Genomic DNA, 23,996 nt, shown 5'->3' with positions numbered 1-23,996 from the left:
CATGATTATTTATTTATCAAAAACAAACAAAGACCTTATTCAAATTTTCCCAGTACCCACCGACTTGGACAACTGGGTAACGCACGAGACTGAAGAAGGTCAAGATTACAGCAATCTTGAAGCAGTTGAGGTTGACGGTGTATGGATGGTGAGAGAAAAACAGCCTGAACCAGAACCTGAAGTAACGGTGCAAGACGTTGTGCCTCAGTTTACCGAAGAGATCGACAATACAGCCTACACCATTCAAGACAAGTGGACTCGTTTTATGGAGGAGTACCGACTACGTGAGGAAGCGGCTAAAGCTTATCAAGAAGCAGGCTTTGAGGGTGAGCCTAGTGTATATATTACGAGCTTTGCCGAGGCGGCTCATTTAGATAACAAGACAGCTACTTTGTTAATCCTTAAACAAGCACAAACCTTATGGAGCAGTTTAGAAAAACTTGCGGGGTTGAGAATGCGTAAATATGAGCTTCAACGAGCCACAAGCGTAGAGGAAGCCACTGCGATTAAAGATGACATTGTCAATAAGATGAATGAACTTGCAGAGGTACAAACATGAGTACACAGGTTTATTTAGCGTTATACAAAGGACATCGCAATGGCAAAAGCTTATACGCGTACTATTGCCGTTTCTTTGATTGGCTGACCCGCAAGGTGACCAAAGGCATCTATTCACACTGTGAGCTAGCGGTCGATAACGAGGGGCGGTATGAGTGCTTTAGCTCCTCCGTTCGTGACAAAGGCGTTAGACGAACCGTTATTAATCTAGGCGATGGTAAGTGGGATTTAATCCCTGTCAATATCGCACCATCAGAGGTATTGAGGTTTTTTGATAAGACAAAAAAATACCCTTATGACTTCTGGGGAGCTTTAGGTGTCATTTTAAAAAGCCGTCAGGACAGCAATAAATACTTCTGTTCAGAATGGGTAGGCGAATGTCTAGGACTTTCTGAAAGCTGGCGATTTTCCCCCAACGATTTGGCCGTGATATTTAAAAACAAAGAGGTGGCACAGTGATGATTAAAAAGATGACTTGCTTTCGTGACTGGGTGTTTGAGACGGGTACTCGTGTGCTGTCAACAATTAATGTGGTATTGCTTTGTGGCTGGATGTTTGCTTTAATCCATGACTACAAACCCTACATCATTCCCGCTTTTAACCCCAGTCGTCAAATCCCTTCATCGGCTATTATCGCTGTGCTTGCGATCGTAATTGTGGGGACTCTGGCGTTCTTTCACTCTAATACGGCTCGAGCCAAAGTGCTAAATGGTGCATTAATGCTGTGGACAAGTTTGCTGTGGGCTTTACTTAGTTTTCATGTCTGGCACGATTACCCACCACTGACTCCGCAGATGACCATCTATCCTTGCTTATCATTGCTAAGCTGGCTATGTGGCACGATGAATTTTGAAGAGGGTCGCAGAAATAAAAAAGATTACCTGATTAAAAAGGGGGAGTAATGAATGAACTTTTTATGCAGTTACTCCAATCAACAGGGTTTATGGCATCAGTTGGCGGACTACTGGCTTCATGTCGAATCGCTTTTAAAGATGCAACGAAACACAAAATAGAGAAAGTCACCGACATTGTCATTGGAGCGTTGATGTCGTTTGCAGTGTCTGATTACTTCGCCAACGATAGTGCCAAGTTGTCTATTCTGCTTGGGTTAATTGTAGGGACGATTGGAGTATCACTGCTGGACGCATTTCAAGCCTTGTCGCCGTCATTGGCTAAGAAAATTGCAGATGGTGTTTTAAGAAGATTTGGCATATTAGGAGAGAAAGAACATGATTGAAACAAAGCATCTGCCTTGGTTAGATGAGGCAGTTAAATATTTGGGGGTCAAAGAAATAAAAGGCACTCAACACAATCCGACAATCATATCGTGGTTAAAAGAACTGGGTGGCTGGTGGACGGACGATGAAACACCATGGTGTGGGGTATTCGTAGCTTACTGCTTAAAAGCTTCAGGCATGGTGTATCCCAAACACTGGTATCGTGCTTTGGCTTACCAAGAGATTGGTCTGCCTTTAAGCCAACCTGTTTATGGTTGTATTGCGGTGTTAAAGCGACAAGGTGGTGGACACGTTGGCTTTGTTGTCGGCGAGGATAAGAAAGGCAATCTACTTATCTTGGGCGGGAATCAAAACGATCAAGTCAAGGTCAGTGCCTTTTCCAAAGACCGAGTGGTGGCGTATGTTTTCCCTAAACATGAAAGCAAAAACTTTCCGATGTTTGCCACACTGCCGATTCGCCATGCTGAACGTTCCATGAGTGAGGTGTGATATGTGGTGGAAGAATGCTTTGACGCTATTTAACTTTGTGAAGAATAACGCCACGGTGGTGTATGCCATTGTGGCGGTAGTCTCGTACATGGGAGGCTACTTTAATGGTACTGCTCATCAAAAAGATAAGGCAGTACTTGAGAGCCTCGATCGATATCAAAAGGAAGTGCTGAAGATTCATCAGGTCACTTCAGAATTAAGTGCTAGATTAACGGAACTGAACCAACATAACAAAGAGAGTGTAAGCAACTATGAGAAAATCAGTATTAAAAACCCTCTTGATAGTCATTGTGCTACTATCCCTGCTGAGCGGGTGCAGTCACTTCAACAAGCCATTACAAAAGCCAACGCTACCCTACGAGGTAGTCGCACCATGCCCAACAGTGCAACCGTTAAAAAATAATTCATGGGACGCGTTAGCCACTGCGTATATTGAACTGCTCGGGCAATACACCCAGTGTTCTGCCAAACACGACAGCATGGTAGATTTGTATCAGAGGTAGGTTTTATGGATAGGCGTTTTTCCGTATCAAACGGGACAATGTTACAATTTATGACTTAGGTTAAAGTGTAATCATGATGATACACTGACAAACATATATAATTGACGTAAAGTTGACGTGAAACCCCTATAAACCGCATAAAGTCTAGGTTTTAATCTTCCGGCCCTGGGCACCAAGACCTATTTTCTATACATTTCTCTACACATCTACTGTTTCATAAATCCCTTGATTTTATTATATTTTTCTGGTTTTTCTGCTTTTAAGTATTTCTATGCACTACTTTCGATGATAAAAAAATGAGGGTACGAAAAAGGCATGCTATAAAAATACGGGATTTTAAGAAGTATGCTAAGTATTCAGAAAAGCATAAAGCAGTTATTATTGGAGTGTTAAGGTCAATGGCAATTGGCGAGTTACTTTTAAACTTGAAAATGGTCATGCTGAAATTGTTGATTATCAGGATTACCATTAGGAGTTGATTATGATGATGCACAACCCACCACATCCTGCGGAAGTTATTCGGGAAGATATTTTGCCAGCATTAGGTTTAACGGTAACGCAAGCAGCTAAACAGCTTGGGGTAAATCGTGTTACCTTATCTCGTTTGCTAAATGGTAAGACAGTAATTAGTGCTGATATGGCGTTGCGTTTGCATGCTTGGTTAGGAGAGGACAGTCCTAGTCCCGAAAGCTGGTTGCACCAACAAGCTGATTATGAACTATGGGAAGCTTCTCAAAAAATAACATTTGATATTGCGCCATGCTTTACCACAGATAGAGAGTAGGATAGAATCAAAAGCCTGTGTGTAACAGGGATAGGGGAGTCTTGAAACTCCCTTGTTCAAAGATTAGCAAGAGCTCACTAACTATTTTTTTTGTAAAAACATAGAAATACCAGCAGCTACGATGACGCAAATCACGCCGATTATTGCGATATAGCTTAGGTTTTCGTTAAGCAAAGAAACCGCAAGTAACACGCCAAATACGGGTTCAAGAGCAAGGAAAATGCCGCTAATATTTGCTGAAGTGGTGTTAAGACCTTTGTTCCAGCACCAGCCCGCTATCAAGCTACATCCAACACCTAAATAGAGTATGGCCATAACGCCGTTGGCAGAGTAGGTAATATTCCAATCTTTTACTAACAATAAGATAAGCGGTAAACCAATGATTGTGCCTAATTGGATAGACAGGGCTGTGTATATTTTTGAGTCCACTTGTTTAAGTATTTGTTGGGAAAGTCGTAACCAAAAGGCAACTACCACTGTTGATAGAAGCACAAGAGCACATCCTGTAACGGAGATGGTGCCTGCCTGATCGTTGCTGACTACCAGCGTTACACCGATAAACGCTAATGTACTCAAAAACAAAATGCTAGGTGTAATTTTTTCTTTGAAAAAGATAGCACCGACTATCGCCACCATCAAAGGTTCTAGACCGATAACGGTTGCAGCACTGCTAGCTGATGTTAGGCTGAGTCCTAAAAATTGGAGTAAGAAAGTGATAGGGTAGGTTAAAAAGCCGAGTAGGGCAATTTTCCAGATAATGGATGTATCAATATTGGTTTTTTGTTGCCAGTAACGAAGAGAGATGGGCAACATGATTGAACCAGCAATGATTAAACGAAATAATACGACCAAAGCAGGATCTGCCATTGTATAAGCGAATTTTCCTGCAATAAATGAAGTTCCCCAGAAAAACGCTGCAATTAATAGATACAACATATTAACCCTTAGTAAAAGTAGTTTGTGGTACAACAGAAATTACTTCTTTTTCCATAATCGCATTTATTATCTTTTGAGCTCTTATGGCATTAAGAGATAAATTCGGATCAGCTAATCCATGTGAATATTTGCTATTGTTAAGGATAAATATTTTTCCTTTACCTTCGTAAGATACTTGATAAGATTCGTTTGTTTTAGGAGTTGGACCGTTGAATTCTATTGCTGTTGTAATGTTAGTGTCTAGTAGTTGAGAAGGATAATATTGTTCATAGCCAGTTGCCAAGATAATGGTGTCGGCTTTTAACTCTTTGTGATTGTTGGTTGATAGTTCTTTTAAATGCACTAAGTAATTATTGTCTTGATATTGTTTTATGTCATAAACAGAGGTATTTGGTAAAAGTTGAAAATTAACTTTGTTATTTTCCAAAAACTTATTTGTGTATAGTAATTGATATAGGTGTTGAATTGTTGATGGAGATGCTCCGTCGCTAGTTAAACGGTGTTTGTGCACAAATTCTTTTTTTGTTGTGTCTGGTAATGTTAAAAAACTTTGTATTGCACTACTGGTATAAATGGTGTCTTCTGCAAACTGTGAATCTTCTATCTGATTTATAAATGCTTCTTGATGAATCAATGTAATGGACTCAATATTTGAATGTTGTGATAGTAAATCGATAACGACTTCTAATCCACTTTGTCCACCGCCAATAACTACAACATTTTTAAAAAAAGGGGATTTATAAAATGTATATTGACTATTATGAAAGACTTGTTTACTTAATATTTTTTGTACAAAAGAAGGAATAAATGGGCGTACTCCCAATGCTAATGTAATGTTTTTTGTTTTTACTGTGAATGAAGAGTTTGATGGATCTGTTCCACTGACGGCAAATCCTTCGGGTATTGGAATAACTTTTTTAACTGTATGGCTTAATTTTACAGAAGGTAGTTTTTCTATAATCCAAGCTAGATATTGGCTAAACTCCCATCGCATAATAGCGTCAAAATTAGCTATAGTGTGTGCTTCTAATCGACCTGTTTGATGGAGGAAATTGTGAAAAGAATAGGGGCTTGTGGGTAGTGCTAAAGAAACTAAATCTCTAATACTGCTATTTTGAATAGTGGCAAAAGGTAATTGCATTCCTTGGTGCCAAGAATAAGAAGTTTGTTTATCAAAAAAACAACTTTTTATCTCTGTAGATGCTGCGAGTGCTGCCACGCTAAGATTGAATGGCCCACATCCTATTCCGACGAGATCAAATAACATAAAATATATCCTAAATATAAAATTTTCATTATAAAATAAAACCTTATTATATAAAATAATATCAATTTATTTGATCTAGAGAAATTTTGAAAGGTTGGCAAAAAATAGGCAGACTTTGTGGAAGAGTACCATATACTAAATGGGGAATGTTTGTCAGAAACTGATGAGATATATTTAAGTACTCGGGACAGTAAGATTCGAATTTACAATCCTTTGGTTCTAAACCAGATGTGTTGTCAGGTTGCGCTATGCTTCGATAAAGAATCATTATGACTTTGATTGGGCTTCTTGAGGGTTTTGATTGAATTATTGAGAGAGCCTACATTCTAGGTAGTAATAAAAAACGTCATAATATACGTGACATGATTAGGTGGAAGTATCCCTTATCGATTGATGAGTAACGAGCTATTGAAATAGCAGTCACCTCCAACCAAACGTTCAAAACGAACAAGGGCATATTCCACGGGGTTGATGATAATTTAATTAATGATGATCGTCAATGTGGTGAATGTGATATTAGCTGCATATCATTTAATCAAATACATAATACGATAGTGACATACTTATCTGTAAATATCTGATAGATATTTTTGGTGGTGGTGTAATATTTATACAGCTGATAACAGTAAAAAACGCCATGATGTACATGGCGTTAGCATGTGGAAATATCCTCCAGCGACTAATGTCCACAAGGCACTGAAGCATGCTGTGTCCCTAGCCCGAACGTCCGAAACGACAGTGGCATCTTCCCACGAGACTAATACTAGCCTAAAAAATGATGAAAATCAATATTATCAAGGCGATATTAATCCTGTTGAGCATACATCGTTTACGGAAACAGCCAATAAATACGGTGGTGGATAGTTCTATTGACAAGCTAAGTTTTTCGATTAGGGAATCAAAGTTTAATGTTTGCAAAGAAGGTAGATGATGGGACAGTTGTACTTGTTTCGGAGGTAAGCAAGAACAAAAGGGATTTAAGAACGGTAACAATGTGGAAGTATCCTTCAACGGCCAATGCCCACAAAGTGTTACAACACGCTGTGCCCCTGTTAAACCTAACGTCCGAAACGAAAGAAGGCATATCCCACATTACTGAAGATAGTAGCCCAAATAACAGTGAAAGTCAATATTATCAAGGCGATATTAATACTGTTGAGAGTACATCCTTTACAGAAACAGCCAATAAATACGGTGGTAAGCAGGCCTATGAGCAAGCTAAAAGTCAAGGAAAAACAGAATTGACCTATGAACAATGGGTGCAGGTTAGAACACCTGAGTTTAAAGCTTGGTTTGGCAATTGGGAAAAACCAAATAAGAAAACATCAAAGGTGGTCAATCCAAGAACGGGCGAACCTTTGGTTGTGTATCACGGTACTGGTCATGCTCCGTTTGATACATTCACCATGGACTTTATGGGAAAAAATGGGACGGCTGATGGACGAGGACATTACTTTACATCAGACCCGAACTTTGCCAATTTATACACCAGCGAAAATGGACATGTGTTTTCTGTATTTCTTAATGTGCCCACCGTATTCTCGAATGATAAAGTCACCCTCAAACCGACTGCCATTAAAAAAATTATTAAGCGTATCGATGAGCTCAACGGTGACGAAACAGAGGTCGGTTTTTTGAGTAACTACGATGATGTAGCTTATTCCGGTGAAGCGGCCGCAATGAGAACCGCCTTGGAATATTTGTTAGAGGAAAATAGTAACGATGTTGATGTTATTAATGAGATGATAAACATCAACGGAATGGATGCTGAGCAAACGTTACAAGCCGTTAGTGAAGTTCTAGGAGCGACAGGAAGCATTATTAATCAAGCCGACGGTAGTCAGCATTTCGTTGTTAGTGGGTCTAATCAGATTAAATCTGCTGTTGGTAACGTAGGTACTTTTAGTAAAGATAATCCTAATATCTATTACCAGCTTGATGAGCGTACCAATTCAGATTTTGCTAAGGCGGTGGATAAGGTTGCTGATGGTAAAAGTGGATCTGGATATATTAAAGTAGGAACGACACCTACGGTTTTGAAAATGTTAGGATTGCCCGATGTTAATGTTGAAATTACAGGTAGGGTGCTTCATAAGGTCATGAAAGGCAAACATAATGTGACCCCCGAAACGATAAAACAGTTGCCAAGAGAGATTAATAATCCTGTAGCGGTGATGAAATCTCATACTGAGGAAAGTGGTTATGTTGTCTTAACTGAGTTAACAGAAAATGTGAAAGGAACATCACTTCCTGTTGTTGTAGCCTTGCATATTAAAGAGGTTCATGGTGGCTTTGAAGTTGTGAAGATTGCCAGTGCTTATGGTAAGAATTTTGTGGGGCTGAAAAAAGGATTAGAAAATGACCTGCTGTATTGGCATAAAGAAAAAGGTCCTCAGTTACTGAAACGGCTCGCGCTCCAATTGCGCCCTGGCCTCGCTTCAGGTCATGAGAACCTTGTTACTGATAATGTTAAAACAGAATCAGATTTAAATCAATATATTACACAAAACTCGTTGCGTCAGGACAACGATTCTCCCCGAGGTGCGTTTAACCCAGAGTCTAACACTATCCATCTATTTCAAAAAGCAGACTTCTCAACACTGGCTCATGAGATGGGGCATGCTTATTTAGAGACTCATAACAAGGTAGTAATGATGGTCGCACAGCAAAGAAAAAGGCTCTCAATTACTGAAACGGCTCGCGCTCCAATTGCGCTCTGGCCTCGCTTCAGGTCATGAGAACCTTGTTACTGATAATGTTAAAACAGAATCGGATTTAAATCAATATATTACGCAAAACTCGTTGCGTCAGGACAACGAGTCGCCCCGAGGTGCGTTTAACCCAGAGTCTAACACTATCCATCTATTTCAAAAAGCGGACTTCTCAACACTGGCTCACGAGATAGGGCATGCTTATTTAGAGATTCATAACAAGGTAGTAATGAAGTCGCACAGCAAAGAAAAAGGTTCTCAATTACTGAAACGGCTCGCGCTTCAATTGCGCCCTGGCCTCGCTTCAGGTCATGAGAACCTTGTTACTGATAATATTAAAACAGAATCGGTTGTAAATCAATATATTACGCAAAACTCATTGCGACAGGACAACGATTCTTTCCAACAGCTAGTTTTTCATAGACTGCACAGGTGCAGGAATACGCCCACCGCGGTTGACAAAGACTTCACAACTGCCATTTTTTACGGGCATAATCGGTGCATAACCTAATAAACCACCAAACTCCACGCTATCGCCGACATCTTTACCTGGTACGGGAATAATACGAACAGCAGTGGTTTTGCTATTGATCATACCGATGGCAGCTTCATCAGCAATAATGCCAGAAATGGTGGCAGCACTGGTAGAACCTGGTACAGCAATCATATCTAATCCCACTGAGCATACTGCAGTCATGGCTTCTAGCTTATCTAATGTTAATAAACCAGATTCAGCGGCAGCAATCATGCCTTCGTCCTCTGATACAGGGATAAAAGCACCGCTAAGCCCGCCCACTGATGAAGATGCCATCATGCCACCTTTTTTGACTGCATCATTTAATAGTGCCAAAGCAGCGGTTGTGCCATGAGTACCGCATACACTTAGTCCCATGAGTTCAAGAATACGTGCGACTGAATCGCCTACTGCGGGGGTAGGGGCCAGTGATAGGTCCAAAATACCAAAAGGAATGTTTAAGCGTTTGGCCGCTTCGTGACCGATCAACTCTCCGACACGAGTAATCTTAAACGCGGTTTTTTTCACAATCTCAGCGATTTCGGTCAGGTTTTTGCTTTCTCCACATTGTTTTAAAGCTTCTTGTACGACACCGGGTCCTGAAACGCCAACATTAATCACAGCACCTGCTTCACCTGAACCATGAAACGCTCCTGCCATAAAAGGATTATCTTCTACAGCATTACAGAATACGACGATCTTGGCACAACCAAAACCTTCAGGTGTGATCTCTGCTGTTTTCTTGATCATTTCTCCGCATAGCTTAACGGCATCCATATTGATGCCAGCACGTGTACTACCAATATTGACTGAACTACAGACAATATCCGTTTTTTTCATGGCTTCTGGGATAGAGCGAATCAAAATCTCATCTGCTTTTGACATGCCTTTTTGTACCAAAGCAGAAAATCCACCGATAAAAGAAACACCAATGGCTTTGGCAGCACGATCGAGTGTTTCTGCAATCGAAACATAACTCTCAGCGTTTGTTGCAGCGGCGATTTGGGCGATAGGTGTAACGGAAATACGCTGGTTGACAATAGGTACACCATATTTTGCTGAAATATATTGAGCAACAGGTACTAAATCCTTACCAATAGTGGTAATTTTTTCGTAAATGTTTTTATTCAAAACATCAATATCAGGGTGAATACAATCATGTAGATCGATGCCGATAGTTATGGTGCGAACATCAAAGTTCTGATCAGTGACCATTCTCACTGTTTCTAATATTTCAGAATATTCAAAGTTACTCACAATGACACTCCTTAGATACGGTGCATAGCATTGAATAAATCTTCATTCTGCATACGAATGTCCAATGCGAGTTTTTTTGACTCTTGAGCGAAAATATCAAGCATTTCTTGACGAGTTTTTTGACACTTAGATGTATCCACTAGAATAATCATCGTAAAGTAGTCATCCATAAGTTGCTGGCTGATATTCACAATATTAAACTGGTATTCAGTTAGAATTTTGGCAATGTCATATACAATGCCAATGCGGTCTTTGCCGATGACTGTAATAACAGAATTTTTTTTACTCATCTCGTATCCTCACTGTGTGAATTAATGTAATATTTCGACATTTCTATGATTAGGCTGTGGGGCAGTATGTTGGTATCGATAATGTACGGTTAAATGAATTATTAAACCGATAAAGGTTAATAAAGCTCCTACCCATCCAATATTGATTAGCCCAATCCTATCCATTACTATACCACCTAAAAGTGCTCCACCACCAATTCCTAGGTTAAACATACCAGAATACATGGCTGTGGCAATATCAGTCGCATCGGGGGCATATAATAAAATTCTGAGCATCATACATAAGCCCAAACAAGAAATGCTAACACCCCATAAGAAAATTAAGGCGTACATAAAGATGTGATGTTGGCTTAATGGGGCAAGACAAAGAAGCGAGATCATCAAAGTAATAAGGGCCGTACGCATTAATATATTGGGGTATTTAGGGTTGAAACGCCCGAAAATCCAGCTTGCAACGATACCTGAAATACCAAAAATTAATAATACTAATGTCGCCATATCATTAGACATATGTGAGATTTGTATCATAAAAGGTTCGATATAGCTGTAAGCGGTGAAATGAGCGACGATAGCGGTCGCCGTCAAAGCAAAAATACCCAAAATCAAAGGACGTTTTAAAACTATCGGAACACTGCTTAATGATCCTGTATTTTTGGCTTTCAAATTTGGTAAAAATTTATACATGAGCACCATGATGATGAAAGCTAGCAATCCGATTAATCCAAAAGTGACTCGCCAACCTAATAACTGACCAATAATCCGTCCTAATGGTAGTCCAAGAATTAAGGCCATCGCAGTACCCAAAGTTAACCATGCTAAGGCTTGTTGTTTCTTACCTTTTGGAGCCACTCTCATCACTAAAGAAGCGGTAATGGACCAAAATACAGCATGAGATAAAGCAATACATATTCGAGAAATAATGAGCACTTCAAAGTTCCAAGATAAAGCTGATAAGATATGCCCCAAAATAAAAACAGTGAATACAACCATCAGCAATTTGCGTCGTTCTGTTTTTGAAAAAATAATCATAAATGGTAGGGACATAATCGTGACTACCCACGCATAGACGGTAATCATAATGCCTACTTTAGAGACAGGAATTTCAAAGCTTTTTCCTATATCGGATAAAAGTGCAACGGGAATAAATTCGGTTGTATTGGCGACAAACGCCGCAATGGCAAATAACACAACACGAAAATAAGCCATTTTAGTCATGTTTTTTGTGGATAACATATGGGTCAAAATAACGAGGATTGAAAAAAGCCTATATTATAAGGGTTTATTGAGTTATCGATAACTGAATTGGGTAAGTTAAATAATGAGCTTTTGTTTAGATAATAGAGGGCCGCATAAAAAATGATGGTAGGGTGAATAAAGATGAGTGATAGGGGATGATAAAACGTGAATAAAAAATTGTTAAATCAGCCTCATCAAGTTGGTATGTTTGCGTGAAACCGTTGTGAAAGCTTATTGTAAGGCTTGGATAATTTCTTGCAAAATAAATTGAATTTTCTGTTTTAGCTCCCATTCGGGTTTTAATTGAATGCGGATTTTATCGGAACCCATCATTTTGATCTGACGCTGCGACTGGATGAGTAAGATTAATTTTTTCGGATCGATTTTTGTACGAGGTCCGAAATGAATGATAGCCACATCATCACCTATATCCACTTTTGTAATCCCTAGTGGTTCAGCCATTAAGCGGATTCGATGACTTTCGATAAGTGCACGTGTAGCCTCTGGAAGTACACCAAAACGATCGGTAATTTCTTCTCGAATTCCAATGAGTGTTTCTTCATTTTGGGCATGGGCCAAACGTTTATAAAATGTTAAACGTGTGTGAACATCAGGACAATAATCATCGGGTAATAAAGTCGAGGTGTGAAGATTGACTTCACATAAATAATTAAATGGATTCTCTAAATCAGGTTCGTAGCCATTCTTCAATGATGTAATCGCTTTGTTGAGCATCTCAGTATAAAGAGAATAGCCGACATCCTGAATATTGCCTGATTGCGATTCACCTAATATTTCTCCCGTTCCTCGTATTTCCATATCATTCATCGCCAGATAAAATCCTGAACCTAATTCTTGCAAATTCTGAATCGCTTCTAAACGTAATTTTGCATTTTTAGTGATGGCATCATTTCCGGGTGTTAATAAATAAGCGTAGGCTTGATGATGAGAACGACCTACACGGCCACGTAATTGGTGTAGTTGGGCCAATCCTAATTTATCAGCTCGGTGAATAATGATGGTATTGGCATTAGGAACATCAATTCCTGTTTCAATAATCGTGGTGCAAAGTAACACATTGTAACGATGTTGATAAAACCCTTTCATGATGGATTCTAGTTCTCGTTCATTCATTTGACCATGTGCCACCGCGATGTTTGCTTCAGGAATGAGTTCTTCTAATTTCTTTTTTCTATTTTCGATGGTATCTACTTCATTGTGTAAGAAATATACTTGTCCACCGCGACGTAACTCGCGTAAGACCGCTTCACGAATGGTGCTACCATCTTCTTTGCGAACAAATGTTTTGATGGCTAAACGTTTTTGAGGGGCGGTAGCAATAACTGAAAAATCTCTTAATCCCTCTAACGACATGCCTAAAGTGCGAGGAATAGGCGTAGCTGTTAAGGTTAAAACATCCACTTCAGCTCGCAAAGAACGTAATGTTTCTTTTTGTTTCACGCCAAAACGATGTTCTTCATCGATAATCACGAGTCCTAAATTTTTAAAGCGGACATCTTTAGAAATGAGTTTATGTGTACCGACAACAATATCAACAGTGCCTTTTGATAAGCCTTCAATGACTTGTTTGGTTTCTTTTCCTGTGCGAAAACGCGATAATTCCGCTACCGTGATGGGCCATTCAGAAAAACGATCTCGGAAAGTTTTGGCATGTTGTTCAGCTAATAGGGTGGTAGGACATAAAATAGCGACTTGTTTGCCATTGGCGGCACAAATAAAGGCAGCACGTAAAGCCACTTCAGTTTTACCAAACCCCACGTCGCCACAGACCAATCTATCCATGGCTCGACCAGAGGTCATATCGTGAATGACTGCTTCAATAGCATCGGCTTGATCAGGTGTTTCTTCAAATCCAAATCCTTGTGCAAACTCATGATAGTCGCTTAAAGGTAATGAAAAAACGGTGCCTTCCCTCAGCTGTCGTCTTGCATATAAATTTAATAGTTCAGCGGCTACATCATGTGCTTGTTTTGCAGCTTTTTTCTTGGCCCTGTCCCACTGATCCGTGCCGAGTTTGTGCAAAGGTACATTATCTGGATCGATACCCGTATATCGAGAAATAACATGTAAATGAGTGACTGGAACATATAAAGAAGTTTGATTGGCATATTCCAAATGCAGCATTTCAATTTGTCCATCACCATCGTCAATACGGGTTAAACCAAGATATTTTCCGATACCATAATTAACATGTACAACAGGGTCTCCTTCGTGCAATTCGGCTAAATCTCGAATCATGAGGTCGATATTGCTCGATTTACTTTGTTTGCGATGAGTTCGAGACTTGGTGTGAGGATATAGGTCGTTTTCTGTTAAAAAATGAATACCTGTTTTTTTGATATGAAAACCGTCATATAACTGAGCAAAGCAAATGCCAAAAGTGATCTCTGTTCGTGTTAAAAAATCTTCTATGCTGTCACAGGTCTTGGGCGTTAAGTTTTGTTCGCGAAGAATGTGTTCCAGCGTTTCTCTTCGACCAAGTGAGTCCACACATAATAAGGTTCTTTGATCGGTTGATGACAATAAATTTTTGAGTTTAAAAAACGGATCCGAGGAACGACTGATGACGGAAACATCCTCAATCGCAGAAAAATCTTTGCTTTCTTTTTCGGTGCTGAACTTGAGTTGTGAAAATGATTTGAGTCGATTGAAAAAATCATCTTCTTTTATAAACAAGTGTTCTGGACTGATTACCGCACGTTCTTGAGAATTTTTGAGAAACTGATAGGTTTTAAGTGTGGTATCAAAAAAATCGTGAATGCTTTTTTGTATGTCACCATGCAGACAACAAATCGTATCTTGAGGTAGATAATCAAAGATGGTGGCGACTTGATCATAAAAAAGAGGTAAAAAATATTCAATCCCAGCACTGGCAATGCCGTTACCAATATCTTTGTAAACGTCGTATTTCGTAGGATCGCCTTCAACTAATTCTCGAAATTTTGAGCGAAACCGTTGACATGAACTATCATCAAGAGGAAATTCGCGTCCAGGAAGTAAATCAATATGATCAACGGGTTCAATGCTAAGCTGAGTATCAATATCAAAACTTCGAATGCTATCAATTTCATCATCAAATAGATCGATGCGAAACGCGGTATCAGCACCCATTGGAAATAGATCAATTAAACTGCCTCGTACAGAAAACTCACCTGCGGCGGTGACTTGTGAAACATGGGCATAATTAGCATTGATAAGGTTTTCCTTAAAATGTTCGATTGAAATCTTATCCCCTTGTTTGAACTGAAAACTGTGAGCCTGTACATATTGTTTAGGACACAGAAAATAAAGAGCTGTGGAAACAGGGATGGTTAGTACGTCAATGTCATCCTTTAATAAGGACTGTAACGTTTTTAATCGTTCAGACACCAGATCACTATGAGGCGAAAAAGTATCGTAAGGTAAGGTTTCCCAATCTGGAAAATGACGAACTTTTAGGGATGAATGAAATAAAGAAATTTCTTCAAGTAAACGTTTGGCTTGTTGAGGATCGGCACAGAAGACAACAAGTTTTTGTCCAGAAAGAGCAAGTTCAGATAATAATAAAGAATCGCTGGAACCATAGCCAATAGGGGCGATAGCCTTTTTTCCTTTTGCAAATTGTTCCTGAATAGATTTAATTTCGGTCAGTTTCATGGAGCAATATTATAATGTAGGGAAATAATTTTTGATACTCGATTGATATGAAAGTTGGAATTGCTGGTGCAGGATTGCTAGGTCGATTATTGGCTTTTAATCTTTGTAAACAGGGGCATGATGTAACCGTATATGACCCTGCTTCTCATTATAAAGAACACGGTGCAGCTGGATTTACTGCGGCAGGTATGTTAAGTCATGTTGCAGAATTAGAAACAGGTGATGATGAAGTATTTCAACATGGACTGCGTTCTCTAGAATTATGGAAACAAATGGTGCCAGAACTAAAAGCACCTGTTGAATTAAATTATCACGGTAGTTTATTATTGGCTCATCGAGGAGATGAGGGCAGTGCTAATCGCTTGGTTTCTTTGTTAGAAGCAAAGTGTCCAGCGGATCAAATGCCTGAAAAAATCTCGATTGATGAATTGAAATCCATGGAGCCTGATATTAAAAATGTCGCCAGTGCATGGCTATTGAAAAATGAAGGGCATATTCACACCCCTCAGGCAATGGAAGCTTTGGCCGTGTCTGCAAAGAATGCGATTTGGCAATGGAACACAAAGGTCACACGATTAACGCCACATTATATTCATATAGAACAAGAAAAACATGAGTTTGATTGGGTGTTTGATACTCGAGGCGTGGGGGCCAGAGATATTCCTTGTCACGATCCTAGTTTGATTTCATGTAGGAACGTTCGTGGTGTCAGAGGCGAAACTTATTGGTTACAATTGTCGGGCTTAAATTTAACGCGTCCTATTCGTTTATTACATCCAAGATATCGTGTTTATATCGTGCCAAGAAAGCCTGATATAGTAGTCATTGGGGCAAGCGAAATAGAAAGCGAAGATAGAAGTCCCGTCTCGGTAAGAACGACGTTAGAGTTACTTGCAGCGGCATATAGTGTGTTACCTGAATTAGCAGAAGCTAGAATTATTCACACAGAGACAAATTTGCGTCCAGCTTTAGCGAATAACTTTCCAAGGATCGAGCATGAAAAGGGATTAACGCGTATCAATGGATTATTCCGTCATGGCTGGCTGATAGGGCCGTCCGTGGTAGAAAAAGCATTGAATATGGGTTTTTAATATTAAGGTGAAATCATGAAAATTACAGTAAACGGTGAGGTCAAAGAGGTGGAAGAAGCCATCACATTGGATCATTTGATTGAATCGTTACTTCAAGAAACAGGACAAAACAATCCCCAGTTATTGGCGACTGCCGTCAATGAGGTTTTTGTTCCGCGTTCTAAACGTTCAGCGTATCAGCTCAAAGAGGGCGATGCCATTTTTACTTTTACACCGATAACAGGAGGCTAATAGAATGTCTTCATTAACAATAGGTGATGTGGTTTTATCGAGTCGTTTTTTCTTGGGCACTGCAGGTTATCCTTCGCCCACAGTATTACAAGAGGCGATCAATGTCTCTGGTGCAAGCGTGGTGACATTGGGTCTGAAAAGACAGTTGTCATCTGGAACGTCAACCGCGGATCATGCTTTTTTCCAAATTATTAAACAAAGCGGTGCTTACTTATTACCGAATACGGCAGGCTGTAAGACAGCTAAAGATGCCATTACACTTGCTTTAATGGCCAGAGAACTTTTTGAAACAAGATGGATTAAGTTGGAAGTTATTGGCGATGATTACACCTTGCAACCTGATCCTCAAGAATTGTTAATTGCAGCTAAAACCTTGGTGGAAGAAGGTTTTGAGGTGTTTCCATATTGCACAGATGATTTGGTAACTTGTCAACGTTTGTTAGATGTGGGATGTAAGATTTTAATGCCATGGGGAGCTCCTATTGGATCAGGGCAAGGTCTCACTAATCCCAATGCATTGAGAATTCTACGTTCTCGATTGCCCGATATTCCTTTAGTAGTGGATGCAGGCATCGGTTCTCCTAAAGATGCTATACAAGCTATGGAAATGGGCTTTGATGCGGTATTGTTAAATTCGGCTGTGTCTCAATCGCATCATCCTGTGAAGATGGCAAAAGCATTTGGTATGGCAATTGAAGCAGGTCGTATGGCTTATGAAGCAGGTATTATGGCCAAACAAGACATGGCGGTACCTACCACAGCAGTGACTGGACAACCTTTTTTATTGTAGAAACTTGTGTTGTTAACGCCTAAAGATGTGCTTCAAAAGGTATTTGGTTTTCCTCATTTTAGAGGTAAACAAGAGGAAATTATTCATACCTTATTGTCGGGAAAAGATGTATTTACCTTGATGCCAACAGGTGGCGGGAAATCATTGTGCTATCAGATTCCCGCACTTTTAATGCCAGGTTGTGCTGTGGTGATTTCGCCTTTAATTTCTCTCATGCACGATCAAGTTTCTTACTTGAAAAGTTTGGGCATTCGAGCAGCTTATCTTAATGCGTCTTTAACGGATGAAGAGATTCAAACGACTCAAACCGCTTATCAAAATGATGAATTAGATCTTTTGTATTTAGCTCCTGAACGTTTAAATACAGATAGAACAGTAGCCTTATTATCACAAGGAAAAATTTCTTTATTCGCTATTGATGAGGCACATTGCGTGTCTCAATGGGGACATGATTTTCGTCCTGAGTATTTGAGGATTTTTCAATTTACTCAAAACTGGCCTAATATTCCTCGTATTGTCATGACCGCTACGGCCACACAACAGACTTATCACGAGATCATTGATAGACTTGGTTTATCGCAAGCCGCTTGTTTTGTTGAAGATGTTGATCGACCTAATATTAAATATTTAATTGAAGACAAGTACAAAGAAAAGGAACAACTGCTTTCATTTATTCATCAGGAATGTTTAGGACAAAGTGGTATTGTTTATTGTTTAAGTCGTCATAAGGCAGAATCCATCGCGGCATATTTGCGAGAAAAAGGATTGAATGCATTAAGCTACCATGCAGGGCTTTCCTCGGAAGAGAAAAAAATAACGCATCAACGTTTTCAAACGGAAGATGATATTATCATTGTGGCCACGATTGCTTTTGGAATGGGAATTGATAAGCCTGATGTACGTTTTGTCGCTCATTTAGATTTGCCTAAATCCATTGAACATTATTATCAAGAGACAGGGAGGGCGGGACGTGATGGCTTACCAGCATTGGCTTGGATGTGCTATTCAGTAAAAGATATTATTCGATTACAACGTTTTGTTGATGCAAATAATGGTGATGATTTTTATCAAAAACATAGTCAACAACTGGCTCAATCATTATTAAATTTTTGTGAAGATATTACGTGTCGCCGGAAAAATTTATTGTCATATTTTGGTCAAACGTTACATAAAAACTGTGGCAATTGCGATAACTGTTTAACGCCCTCCACAGAAATAGAGGTTACCATGGCCTCTCAAATGATCCTATCAGCAGTGTATCGTTTGAGAACCCAAAAATCGATGGGATTAGGAGCCAGTAAACTGATTGAATTGTTGGAAGGTAAGCTCACTGCTACAGTAAAAAAATATGATTTAACCTCTTTATCTGTATTTGGGATAGCTAAAAAATTACCTTATGCAATGGACGATAAAACTTGGCAAAATACTATTAAACGTTTATTGATTGATGGCTATTTAACAGTGGATGAAGCGTTTGGCACATTTTCACTGACAGAAAAAAGTCGATGTGTATTAAGAGGCGAAGTACATTTATTGGCAAGAAAAGACTCTATGCAAAAAGTGAATAATTCTAAGAATAGAATGCACGCGATTTCTGCTCACCAACAGATAATGACACCAGAAGAACAATTCTACTATGATCGCCTAAGTCAATGGCGATTACAGTTGGCTAAAAATCACTATGTACCTGCCTTTGCGATTTTATACAATAAAACTTTATTAGACATTGTTCGCAAAATGCCTAAGAATAAAGGCGAATTGGTGGGGATTGAGGGCCTGCCATTACAAAAAATAGAACAGTATGGTGAAGATATTTTGCGTTTGTTAGAGGCAAAAGACACATTGGAAACCGACAGCAGGGAACATCAGTTTTCGTTATAATACGGTAACATGATATACGGTTGAGTAATAGGTATGATTGGGCGTTTAAAAGGTATTTTGATTCAAAAAAATCCTCCCACAATTTGTGTGGATGTCAATGGTGTTGGCTATGATTGTGATGTACCGATGAGTACATTTTATGAGTTGCCTGAATTAAATCAAGAGGTGGTGTTATACACACACTTGGCTGTTCGTGAAGATGCTCACTTATTGTTTGCTTTTAAAACAGAGCAAGAGCGTGCTACGTTTCGTCTTCTATTAAAGGTTTCTGGGATTGGTGCAAGAACAGCTTTATCCATTCTTTCAGGGATGAATGTGGATGAGTTACAGCTAGCCATTCATACGGATGACGTTGCAAAATTACAAAAAATTCCAGGGATAGGTAAGAAAACGGCTGAACGTTTATTAGTTGAGCTAAGAGGTAAATTTGGTGCTATGCCAGCCAATGATAAAGCCCTTGTACCGAGCACCCATACAGATGTACTGAATGCGTTATTAGCATTAGGCTACTCAGAAAAAGAAGCCAAAACCGCGATGAAATCGATGCCAAACGACCATACGGTTGAAGAAAGTATTCGTTGGGCATTAAAACAATTGGCAAGCTAATTACTTTTATAGGCAAGCATATGGCAATCAAGTCAGATCGTATTTCTGTCGCAACAGAATTTCAAACACCCGATAATCGATTGGTTTCAGGAACTGCTCAATCACCGAATGAAGAGTCACTGGAAAGAGCGTTACGCCCGAAAACTTTGCAAGATTATGCTGGACAAGCAAAAGCCTGTGAACAGTTGGAGGTGGCTATTCAGGCAGCCAAAAAACGTCAAGAATCTTTGGATCATGTGTTGTTATTCGGGCCTCCAGGGCTAGGAAAGACGACATTGGCACGCATTATTGCCAATGAAATGGGGACAAATTTACGACAAACATCAGGCCCTATTTTAGAAAGAGCAGGTGACTTAGCCGCATTGTTGACGAATTTAGAAGCTCATGATGTTTTGTTTATTGATGAGATTCATCGCCTATCGCCTGTGGTTGAAGAAGTGCTGTATTCGGCGATGGAAGATTTTCAAATCGATATTATGATTGGGGAAGGCCCCGCCGCTAGAAGTGTCAAAATCGATCTACAGCCTTTTACTTTAGTGGGAGCAACGACACGTGCGGGTATGTTGACCAAACCTTTGCATGGACGCTTTGGTATTAAGTTGCGTTTAGAGTTTTATGCGACAGAAGATTTGGCAAAAATTATTGAACGAAGTGCTTATTTATTGAATATTGAAATTGATAAAGATGGAGCGATTGAATTGGCAAAACGCTCCAGAGGTACGCCTCGTATTGCTAACCGACTCTTACGTAGGGTAAGAGATTACGCTGATTTGTATTATGAGGGAAAAATTACCAAAGAATGTGTATCGACCTCATTAAGCAAATTAGAAGTCGATCCTTTAGGTTTGGACTTAATGGATAGAAAATTGTTAGAAACGATCGTCTATCGTTTCGATGGTGGGCCGGTTGGAGTGGATAACTTGGCCACCGCAATAGGTGAAGAAAGAGACACGATAGAGGATGTCATTGAACCTTATTTAATTCAACATGGTTTTATTCAAAGAACGCCACGTGGTCGTATTGCCAGCACTTTAGCTTATCAACATTTGGGGTTGACACCACCGTCTAAAGCCTTTGTGACAGCTTCTTTGTTTGATGAATAATTGATAGATAAATTCATGATCAAAATCGGTCAATATGAGTTAGATAATAATATTTTTGTCGCACCGATGGCAGGTGTGACGGATAGGCCTTTTCGCTTGTTATGTCGAAAATTAGGGGCTGGCTATGCGGTTTCTGAAATGGCTGCGAGCAATCCATTATTATGGGAAACGGTTAAAACCGCTAGACGACTAAATCATGATGGTGAAAAAGCACCTATAGCCGTTCAAATTGTTGGGGCAAATCCAGACATGATGGCCCAATCGGCTGTTTTTAATATCCAGAAAGGGGCCCAAATCATCGACATCAATATGGGCTGTCCAGCTAAAAAAGTATGTCACGTGGCTTCGGGGTCGGCATTGATGAAAGATGAAAAATTAGTAGCCGATATTCTCCAAGCCGTATTTGAGGCGTGTCAGCCTTATGATGTCCCTGTAACATTGAAAATTCGTACAGGTTGGGATAGGGCGAATAAAAATGTTGTTACAATAGCGAAGATGGCGGAGGAAATAGGGCTTTCTGCAATAGCTGTTCACGGTCGCACGAGAGCTGACAAATACGAGGGTGAAGCAGAGTATGATACGATAGCCCAAGTGGTTTCTGAGGTAAGTATTCCTGTGATTGCCAATGGTGATATTGATAGCCCTGAAAAAGCAAAATATGTCTTGGACTACACTCAAGCCGCTGCCGTGATGATAGGTCGTGCTGCTCAAGGTAATCCTTGGATTTTTCAGCAAATTGATTATTTTCTGAAAACAGGCCAACAGTTGTCTTTTCCAAGCAATCAAGAAATAGCCACTGTATTGCTTGAACATCTGGAGGAGCATTATACGTTCTACGGTAGTGTCTTAGGGGTCAAAACAGCTCGAAAACATATTGCATGGTATGTTCAATCCCTAAAAAATAGCGAATCACTGAAACAGAAAGTTAATAGGTCAGAAAACGCCAGTGAACAATATCGATTGGTCAAAGAATGGTTTGATAGGGAAATGTGATGGAAACGCAGGATCGTGTGAAAAAAAGCGAGATGAAAACAGATCAGGATCTGAGTAAATGTGTTCGCTCAAGTTTAGAAAATTATTTTGGACACTCTGGTTCAGATAAAATTGAAGGCGTATGGGACATGGTGATGTCTTGTGTTGAAAAAGCGATGTTAGAAGTGGTCATGGACAAGTGTCACGACAATCAAACGAAAGCGGCTCAGCTACTCGGCATTACTCGAAATACACTGAAAAAGAAACTCATTAATCATAAACTCATAGGTAATCATGAATAAAACTGCACTTATTTCCGTTTCAGATAAAACAGGCATTGTAGAATTTGCTACATCTTTGGCCCAAAGAGGGGTCCGTATTCTATCTACAGGTGGTACTGCCAAACTATTGATGCAAGCGGGTTTGGATGTAACGGAAGTAGCCGATTATACGGGCTTTCCTGAGATGTTGGATGGTCGTGTGAAAACATTACATCCTAAAATTCATGGTGGCCTATTAGGTAAACGAGATGACCCCGAGCATTTACAAGCAATGGAACGTCATGGCATCGAACGAATTGATTTATTGGTAGTGAATTTATACCCTTTTGTCGAAACGATCAATCGTGAACATTGTAGCTTGGCCGATGCCATTGAAAACATTGATATTGGCGGACCTGCTATGTTAAGAGCGGCTGCTAAGAATCATGGTAATGAAGTAGATGGCGTGACCGTGATTATTGATCCATCAGATTATGAGACGGTGTTAAAAGAATGGGATGAGTTAGGTAAAACAAGTTATGAAACGCGTTTTCGCTTGGCAATGAAAGTGTATTCACATACAGCTGCTTATGACGGGGCGATTAGTAATTACCTTTCTTCGATTGTAAATAGCCAACCTGCTATTGATGAGGTGCCAGAACGTGAAACATGGCCTAAGGTCATGAATATTCAAATGACTCGTCAGCAATCATTACGCTATGGCGAAAATCCTCATCAAAGTGCTGCATTTTATTTAGATGCCCAAGTGGGGTCTGGTTTATTAGGTAGCTATCAACAATTACAAGGGAAAGAGTTGTCTTACAACAATATCGCTGATGCGGATGCTGCTTGGGAATGTGTGCGTGCATTTGATAGCACCGCTTGCGTGATTGTAAAACATGCCAATCCTTGTGGTGTGGCTATTGCACCGACACCATTAGAAGCCTACCAAAAAGCATTTAAAACAGATTCAACATCGGCATTCGGAGGCATTATCGCCTTTAATACAGAGGTAGATGAGGTAACTGCTGCAGAAGTTAGTAAGCAGTTTATGGAGGTGTTAATTGCCCCTTCGTTTACAGCGGGAGCCTTGGAATTACTGGCCGCTAAGAAAAATGTTCGAGTGTTAAAAGTGCCTATGGGAACTTCTTATAATGCTTATGATTTAAAACGCGTGGGCGGTGGTTGTTTAGTACAAGATCCAGATGTTAAAGATTTTGATTTAAGTGATTTAAAAGTAGTCAGTCAGCGTCAACCTACTGATCAACAAATGCAAGATTTGAAATTTGCTTGGACGGTTGCTCGTTTTGTCAAATCTAATGCGATCGTATTTGCGTCAAATGGAATGACGATGGGCGTTGGTGCGGGTCAGATGAGTCGTATTGATTCGGCACGTATCGCTTCAATTAAAGCCCAGAATGCTGGATTAAGTCTGAAACATACTGCTGCTGCTTCAGACGCGTTCTTCCCATTTAGAGATGGTCTAGATGTGATTGTTGAAGCAGGGGCAGACTGCATTATTCATCCAGGAGGTAGCATTCGTGATCAAGAGGTCATCGATGCGGCCAATGAACATAATGTGGTGTTAGTGGTGACGGGTATGCGTCATTTTAGACATTAAT

24 protein-coding genes and 1 pseudogene are annotated in these 23,996 nt (G+C 39.8%); 19 read left to right on the top strand and 6 right to left on the bottom strand.

Going from position 1 to position 23,996, the window contains the following annotated elements:
* Position 1 precedes the first annotated feature (1 nt).
* The 8 genes and pseudogenes from IX83_RS06800 to IX83_RS06765 all read left to right on the top strand — a co-directional run bounded on the left by IX83_RS06800 (position 2) and on the right by IX83_RS06765 (position 3,572).
* Complete coding sequence (locus IX83_RS06800; protein ID WP_038500652.1) at positions 2-559, top strand: hypothetical protein; 558 nt, start codon at positions 2-4, stop codon at positions 557-559.
* On the top strand, positions 556-1,017 hold the full coding sequence (locus IX83_RS06795) for a hypothetical protein (RefSeq protein WP_038500649.1): 462 nt from the start codon (positions 556-558) through the stop codon (positions 1,015-1,017). Before IX83_RS06800 ends, IX83_RS06795 begins: the two co-directional genes overlap by 4 nt.
* Before the next feature lie 11 nt (positions 1,018-1,028).
* The gene (locus IX83_RS06790; protein ID WP_143244833.1) at positions 1,029-1,460 is read left to right on the top strand and encodes a hypothetical protein; all 432 of its coding nucleotides are present in this window, start codon (positions 1,029-1,031) and stop codon (positions 1,458-1,460) included.
* Entirely contained in the window at positions 1,460-1,795 is a 336-nt protein-coding gene (locus IX83_RS06785) for a hypothetical protein (protein ID WP_038500643.1), read from the top strand. Before IX83_RS06790 ends, IX83_RS06785 begins: the two co-directional genes overlap by 1 nt.
* The gene (locus IX83_RS06780; RefSeq protein WP_051919473.1) at positions 1,788-2,285 is read left to right on the top strand and encodes a TIGR02594 family protein; all 498 of its coding nucleotides are present in this window, start codon (positions 1,788-1,790) and stop codon (positions 2,283-2,285) included. Before IX83_RS06785 ends, IX83_RS06780 begins: the two co-directional genes overlap by 8 nt.
* Before the next feature lie 251 nt (positions 2,286-2,536).
* On the top strand, positions 2,537-2,788 hold the full coding sequence (gene lysC / locus IX83_RS09190) for an Rz1-like lysis system protein LysC (RefSeq protein WP_449237014.1): 252 nt from the start codon (positions 2,537-2,539) through the stop codon (positions 2,786-2,788).
* Between the two features lie 391 nt (positions 2,789-3,179).
* A pseudogene (locus tag IX83_RS09120) lies at positions 3,180-3,260 on the top strand (type II toxin-antitoxin system RelE/ParE family toxin); the annotation flags it as partial.
* Positions 3,261-3,266: 6 nt separating this feature from the next.
* Positions 3,267-3,572: a HigA family addiction module antitoxin gene (locus tag IX83_RS06765; protein WP_201770273.1), complete on the top strand. Its 306-nt coding sequence runs from the start codon at positions 3,267-3,269 to the stop codon at positions 3,570-3,572.
* 81 nt (positions 3,573-3,653) lie between these two features.
* On the opposite strand, the gene IX83_RS06760 is transcribed toward IX83_RS06765, so the two are convergent.
* Together IX83_RS06760 and IX83_RS06755 are read right to left on the bottom strand one after the other, a co-directional pair.
* On the bottom strand, positions 3,654-4,508 hold the full coding sequence (locus IX83_RS06760; RefSeq protein ID WP_038500630.1) for a DMT family transporter: 855 nt from the start codon (positions 4,506-4,508) through the stop codon (positions 3,654-3,656).
* Between the two features lies 1 nt (position 4,509).
* Positions 4,510-5,775, bottom strand: a complete 1,266-nt coding sequence (locus IX83_RS06755; RefSeq protein ID WP_051919470.1) for a lysine N(6)-hydroxylase/L-ornithine N(5)-oxygenase family protein — start codon at positions 5,773-5,775, stop codon at positions 4,510-4,512.
* A 657-nt stretch (positions 5,776-6,432) separates the two neighbouring features.
* Between IX83_RS06755 and IX83_RS06750 the strand changes: the two genes are divergently transcribed.
* Together IX83_RS06750 and IX83_RS06745 are read left to right on the top strand one after the other, a co-directional pair.
* Positions 6,433-6,639 carry a hypothetical protein gene (locus IX83_RS06750; RefSeq protein ID WP_038500627.1) on the top strand — a complete coding sequence of 69 codons (207 nt, stop codon included), beginning with the start codon at positions 6,433-6,435 and terminating at the stop codon, positions 6,637-6,639.
* Positions 6,640-6,683: 44 nt separating this feature from the next.
* A complete protein-coding gene (locus tag IX83_RS06745; protein WP_148304542.1) occupies positions 6,684-8,513 on the top strand; it encodes a MuF-C-terminal domain-containing protein in 1,830 nt (609 codons plus the stop codon).
* 382 nt (positions 8,514-8,895) lie between these two features.
* Here IX83_RS06745 and IX83_RS06740 read toward each other — a convergent pair whose 3' ends face one another.
* From IX83_RS06740 to mfd, 4 genes are all read right to left on the bottom strand, one after another.
* Positions 8,896-10,257: a PFL family protein gene (locus IX83_RS06740; RefSeq protein WP_038500623.1), complete on the bottom strand. Its 1,362-nt coding sequence runs from the start codon at positions 10,255-10,257 to the stop codon at positions 8,896-8,898.
* Between the two features lie 11 nt (positions 10,258-10,268).
* Positions 10,269-10,547 (bottom strand): ACT domain-containing protein, encoded by a 279-nt coding sequence (locus tag IX83_RS06735; RefSeq protein WP_038500621.1) that lies wholly within the window; start codon positions 10,545-10,547, stop codon positions 10,269-10,271.
* 21 nt (positions 10,548-10,568) lie between these two features.
* A complete protein-coding gene (locus tag IX83_RS06730; protein ID WP_038500618.1) occupies positions 10,569-11,780 on the bottom strand; it encodes a sugar transporter in 1,212 nt (403 codons plus the stop codon).
* Between the two features lie 234 nt (positions 11,781-12,014).
* The gene (gene mfd, locus IX83_RS06725) at positions 12,015-15,440 is read right to left on the bottom strand and encodes a transcription-repair coupling factor (RefSeq protein ID WP_038500615.1); all 3,426 of its coding nucleotides are present in this window, start codon (positions 15,438-15,440) and stop codon (positions 12,015-12,017) included.
* Between the two features lie 47 nt (positions 15,441-15,487).
* Here mfd and IX83_RS06720 point away from each other — a divergent pair, with 47 nt between their 5' ends.
* From IX83_RS06720 to purH, 9 genes are read left to right on the top strand one after another with little or no spacing between them, the layout of a single operon-like run.
* Entirely contained in the window at positions 15,488-16,531 is a 1,044-nt protein-coding gene (locus tag IX83_RS06720; protein WP_038500612.1) for an FAD-dependent oxidoreductase, read from the top strand.
* A gap of 15 nt (positions 16,532-16,546) precedes the next feature.
* Positions 16,547-16,762, top strand: a complete 216-nt coding sequence (thiS, locus tag IX83_RS06715) for a sulfur carrier protein ThiS (protein WP_038500608.1) — start codon at positions 16,547-16,549, stop codon at positions 16,760-16,762.
* A gap of 4 nt (positions 16,763-16,766) precedes the next feature.
* Positions 16,767-17,552 carry a thiazole synthase gene (locus IX83_RS06710; protein ID WP_038500606.1) on the top strand — a complete coding sequence of 262 codons (786 nt, stop codon included), beginning with the start codon at positions 16,767-16,769 and terminating at the stop codon, positions 17,550-17,552.
* Between the two features lie 9 nt (positions 17,553-17,561).
* The gene (gene recQ / locus IX83_RS06705) at positions 17,562-19,433 is read left to right on the top strand and encodes a DNA helicase RecQ (protein WP_038501742.1); all 1,872 of its coding nucleotides are present in this window, start codon (positions 17,562-17,564) and stop codon (positions 19,431-19,433) included.
* A 33-nt stretch (positions 19,434-19,466) separates the two neighbouring features.
* On the top strand, positions 19,467-20,039 hold the full coding sequence (gene ruvA, locus IX83_RS06700; RefSeq protein WP_038500603.1) for a Holliday junction branch migration protein RuvA: 573 nt from the start codon (positions 19,467-19,469) through the stop codon (positions 20,037-20,039).
* Positions 20,040-20,059: 20 nt separating this feature from the next.
* A complete protein-coding gene (ruvB, locus tag IX83_RS06695) occupies positions 20,060-21,142 on the top strand; it encodes a Holliday junction branch migration DNA helicase RuvB (protein WP_038500600.1) in 1,083 nt (360 codons plus the stop codon).
* 15 nt (positions 21,143-21,157) lie between these two features.
* On the top strand, positions 21,158-22,135 hold the full coding sequence (dusB, locus tag IX83_RS06690; protein WP_392387045.1) for a tRNA dihydrouridine synthase DusB: 978 nt from the start codon (positions 21,158-21,160) through the stop codon (positions 22,133-22,135).
* Entirely contained in the window at positions 22,135-22,416 is a 282-nt protein-coding gene (locus tag IX83_RS06685; RefSeq protein ID WP_236620605.1) for a helix-turn-helix domain-containing protein, read from the top strand. The genes dusB and IX83_RS06685 overlap by 1 nt, the downstream gene beginning before the upstream one ends.
* The gene (gene purH, locus IX83_RS06680; RefSeq protein ID WP_143244844.1) at positions 22,406-23,995 is read left to right on the top strand and encodes a bifunctional phosphoribosylaminoimidazolecarboxamide formyltransferase/IMP cyclohydrolase; all 1,590 of its coding nucleotides are present in this window, start codon (positions 22,406-22,408) and stop codon (positions 23,993-23,995) included. Before IX83_RS06685 ends, purH begins: the two co-directional genes overlap by 11 nt.
* Position 23,996 lies beyond the last annotated feature (1 nt).

This window comes from Basilea psittacipulmonis DSM 24701 (assembly GCF_000743945.1).
Taxonomy (GTDB): domain Bacteria; phylum Pseudomonadota; class Gammaproteobacteria; order Burkholderiales; family Burkholderiaceae_B; genus Basilea; species Basilea psittacipulmonis.
Note: the sequence above shows the minus strand (reverse complement) of the source record. Positions and strands in the feature narration are given on the sequence as shown.

What these genes read in the sequence shown, in the direction of transcription:
- IX83_RS06735 (WP_038500621.1), bottom strand. Translation starts at nt 10,547, where the DNA reads ATGAGTAAAAAAAATTCTGTTATTACAGTCATCGGCAAAGACCGCATT.
- thiS (WP_038500608.1), top strand. Translation starts at nt 16,547, where the DNA reads ATGAAAATTACAGTAAACGGTGAGGTCAAAGAGGTGGAAGAAGCCATC.
- IX83_RS06720 (WP_038500612.1), top strand. Translation starts at nt 15,488, where the DNA reads ATGAAAGTTGGAATTGCTGGTGCAGGATTGCTAGGTCGATTATTGGCT.
- IX83_RS06790 (WP_143244833.1), top strand. Translation starts at nt 1,029, where the DNA reads ATGACTTGCTTTCGTGACTGGGTGTTTGAGACGGGTACTCGTGTGCTG.
- IX83_RS06710 (WP_038500606.1), top strand. Translation starts at nt 16,767, where the DNA reads ATGTCTTCATTAACAATAGGTGATGTGGTTTTATCGAGTCGTTTTTTC.
- ruvA (WP_038500603.1), top strand. Translation starts at nt 19,467, where the DNA reads ATGATTGGGCGTTTAAAAGGTATTTTGATTCAAAAAAATCCTCCCACA.
- mfd (WP_038500615.1), bottom strand. Translation starts at nt 15,440, where the DNA reads ATGAAACTGACCGAAATTAAATCTATTCAGGAACAATTTGCAAAAGGA.
- IX83_RS06745 (WP_148304542.1), top strand. Translation starts at nt 6,684, where the DNA reads ATGTTTGCAAAGAAGGTAGATGATGGGACAGTTGTACTTGTTTCGGAG.
- IX83_RS06730 (WP_038500618.1), bottom strand. Translation starts at nt 11,780, where the DNA reads ATGTTATCCACAAAAAACATGACTAAAATGGCTTATTTTCGTGTTGTG.
- IX83_RS06780 (WP_051919473.1), top strand. Translation starts at nt 1,788, where the DNA reads ATGATTGAAACAAAGCATCTGCCTTGGTTAGATGAGGCAGTTAAATAT.
- IX83_RS06795 (WP_038500649.1), top strand. Translation starts at nt 556, where the DNA reads ATGAGTACACAGGTTTATTTAGCGTTATACAAAGGACATCGCAATGGC.
- IX83_RS06760 (WP_038500630.1), bottom strand. Translation starts at nt 4,508, where the DNA reads ATGTTGTATCTATTAATTGCAGCGTTTTTCTGGGGAACTTCATTTATT.
- ruvB (WP_038500600.1), top strand. Translation starts at nt 20,060, where the DNA reads ATGGCAATCAAGTCAGATCGTATTTCTGTCGCAACAGAATTTCAAACA.
- IX83_RS06755 (WP_051919470.1), bottom strand. Translation starts at nt 5,775, where the DNA reads ATGTTATTTGATCTCGTCGGAATAGGATGTGGGCCATTCAATCTTAGC.
- lysC (WP_449237014.1), top strand. Translation starts at nt 2,537, where the DNA reads ATGAGAAAATCAGTATTAAAAACCCTCTTGATAGTCATTGTGCTACTA.
- IX83_RS06750 (WP_038500627.1), top strand. Translation starts at nt 6,433, where the DNA reads ATGTGGAAATATCCTCCAGCGACTAATGTCCACAAGGCACTGAAGCAT.
- dusB (WP_392387045.1), top strand. Translation starts at nt 21,158, where the DNA reads ATGATCAAAATCGGTCAATATGAGTTAGATAATAATATTTTTGTCGCA.
- IX83_RS06785 (WP_038500643.1), top strand. Translation starts at nt 1,460, where the DNA reads ATGAATGAACTTTTTATGCAGTTACTCCAATCAACAGGGTTTATGGCA.
- IX83_RS06685 (WP_236620605.1), top strand. Translation starts at nt 22,135, where the DNA reads ATGGAAACGCAGGATCGTGTGAAAAAAAGCGAGATGAAAACAGATCAG.
- IX83_RS06800 (WP_038500652.1), top strand. Translation starts at nt 2, where the DNA reads ATGATTATTTATTTATCAAAAACAAACAAAGACCTTATTCAAATTTTC.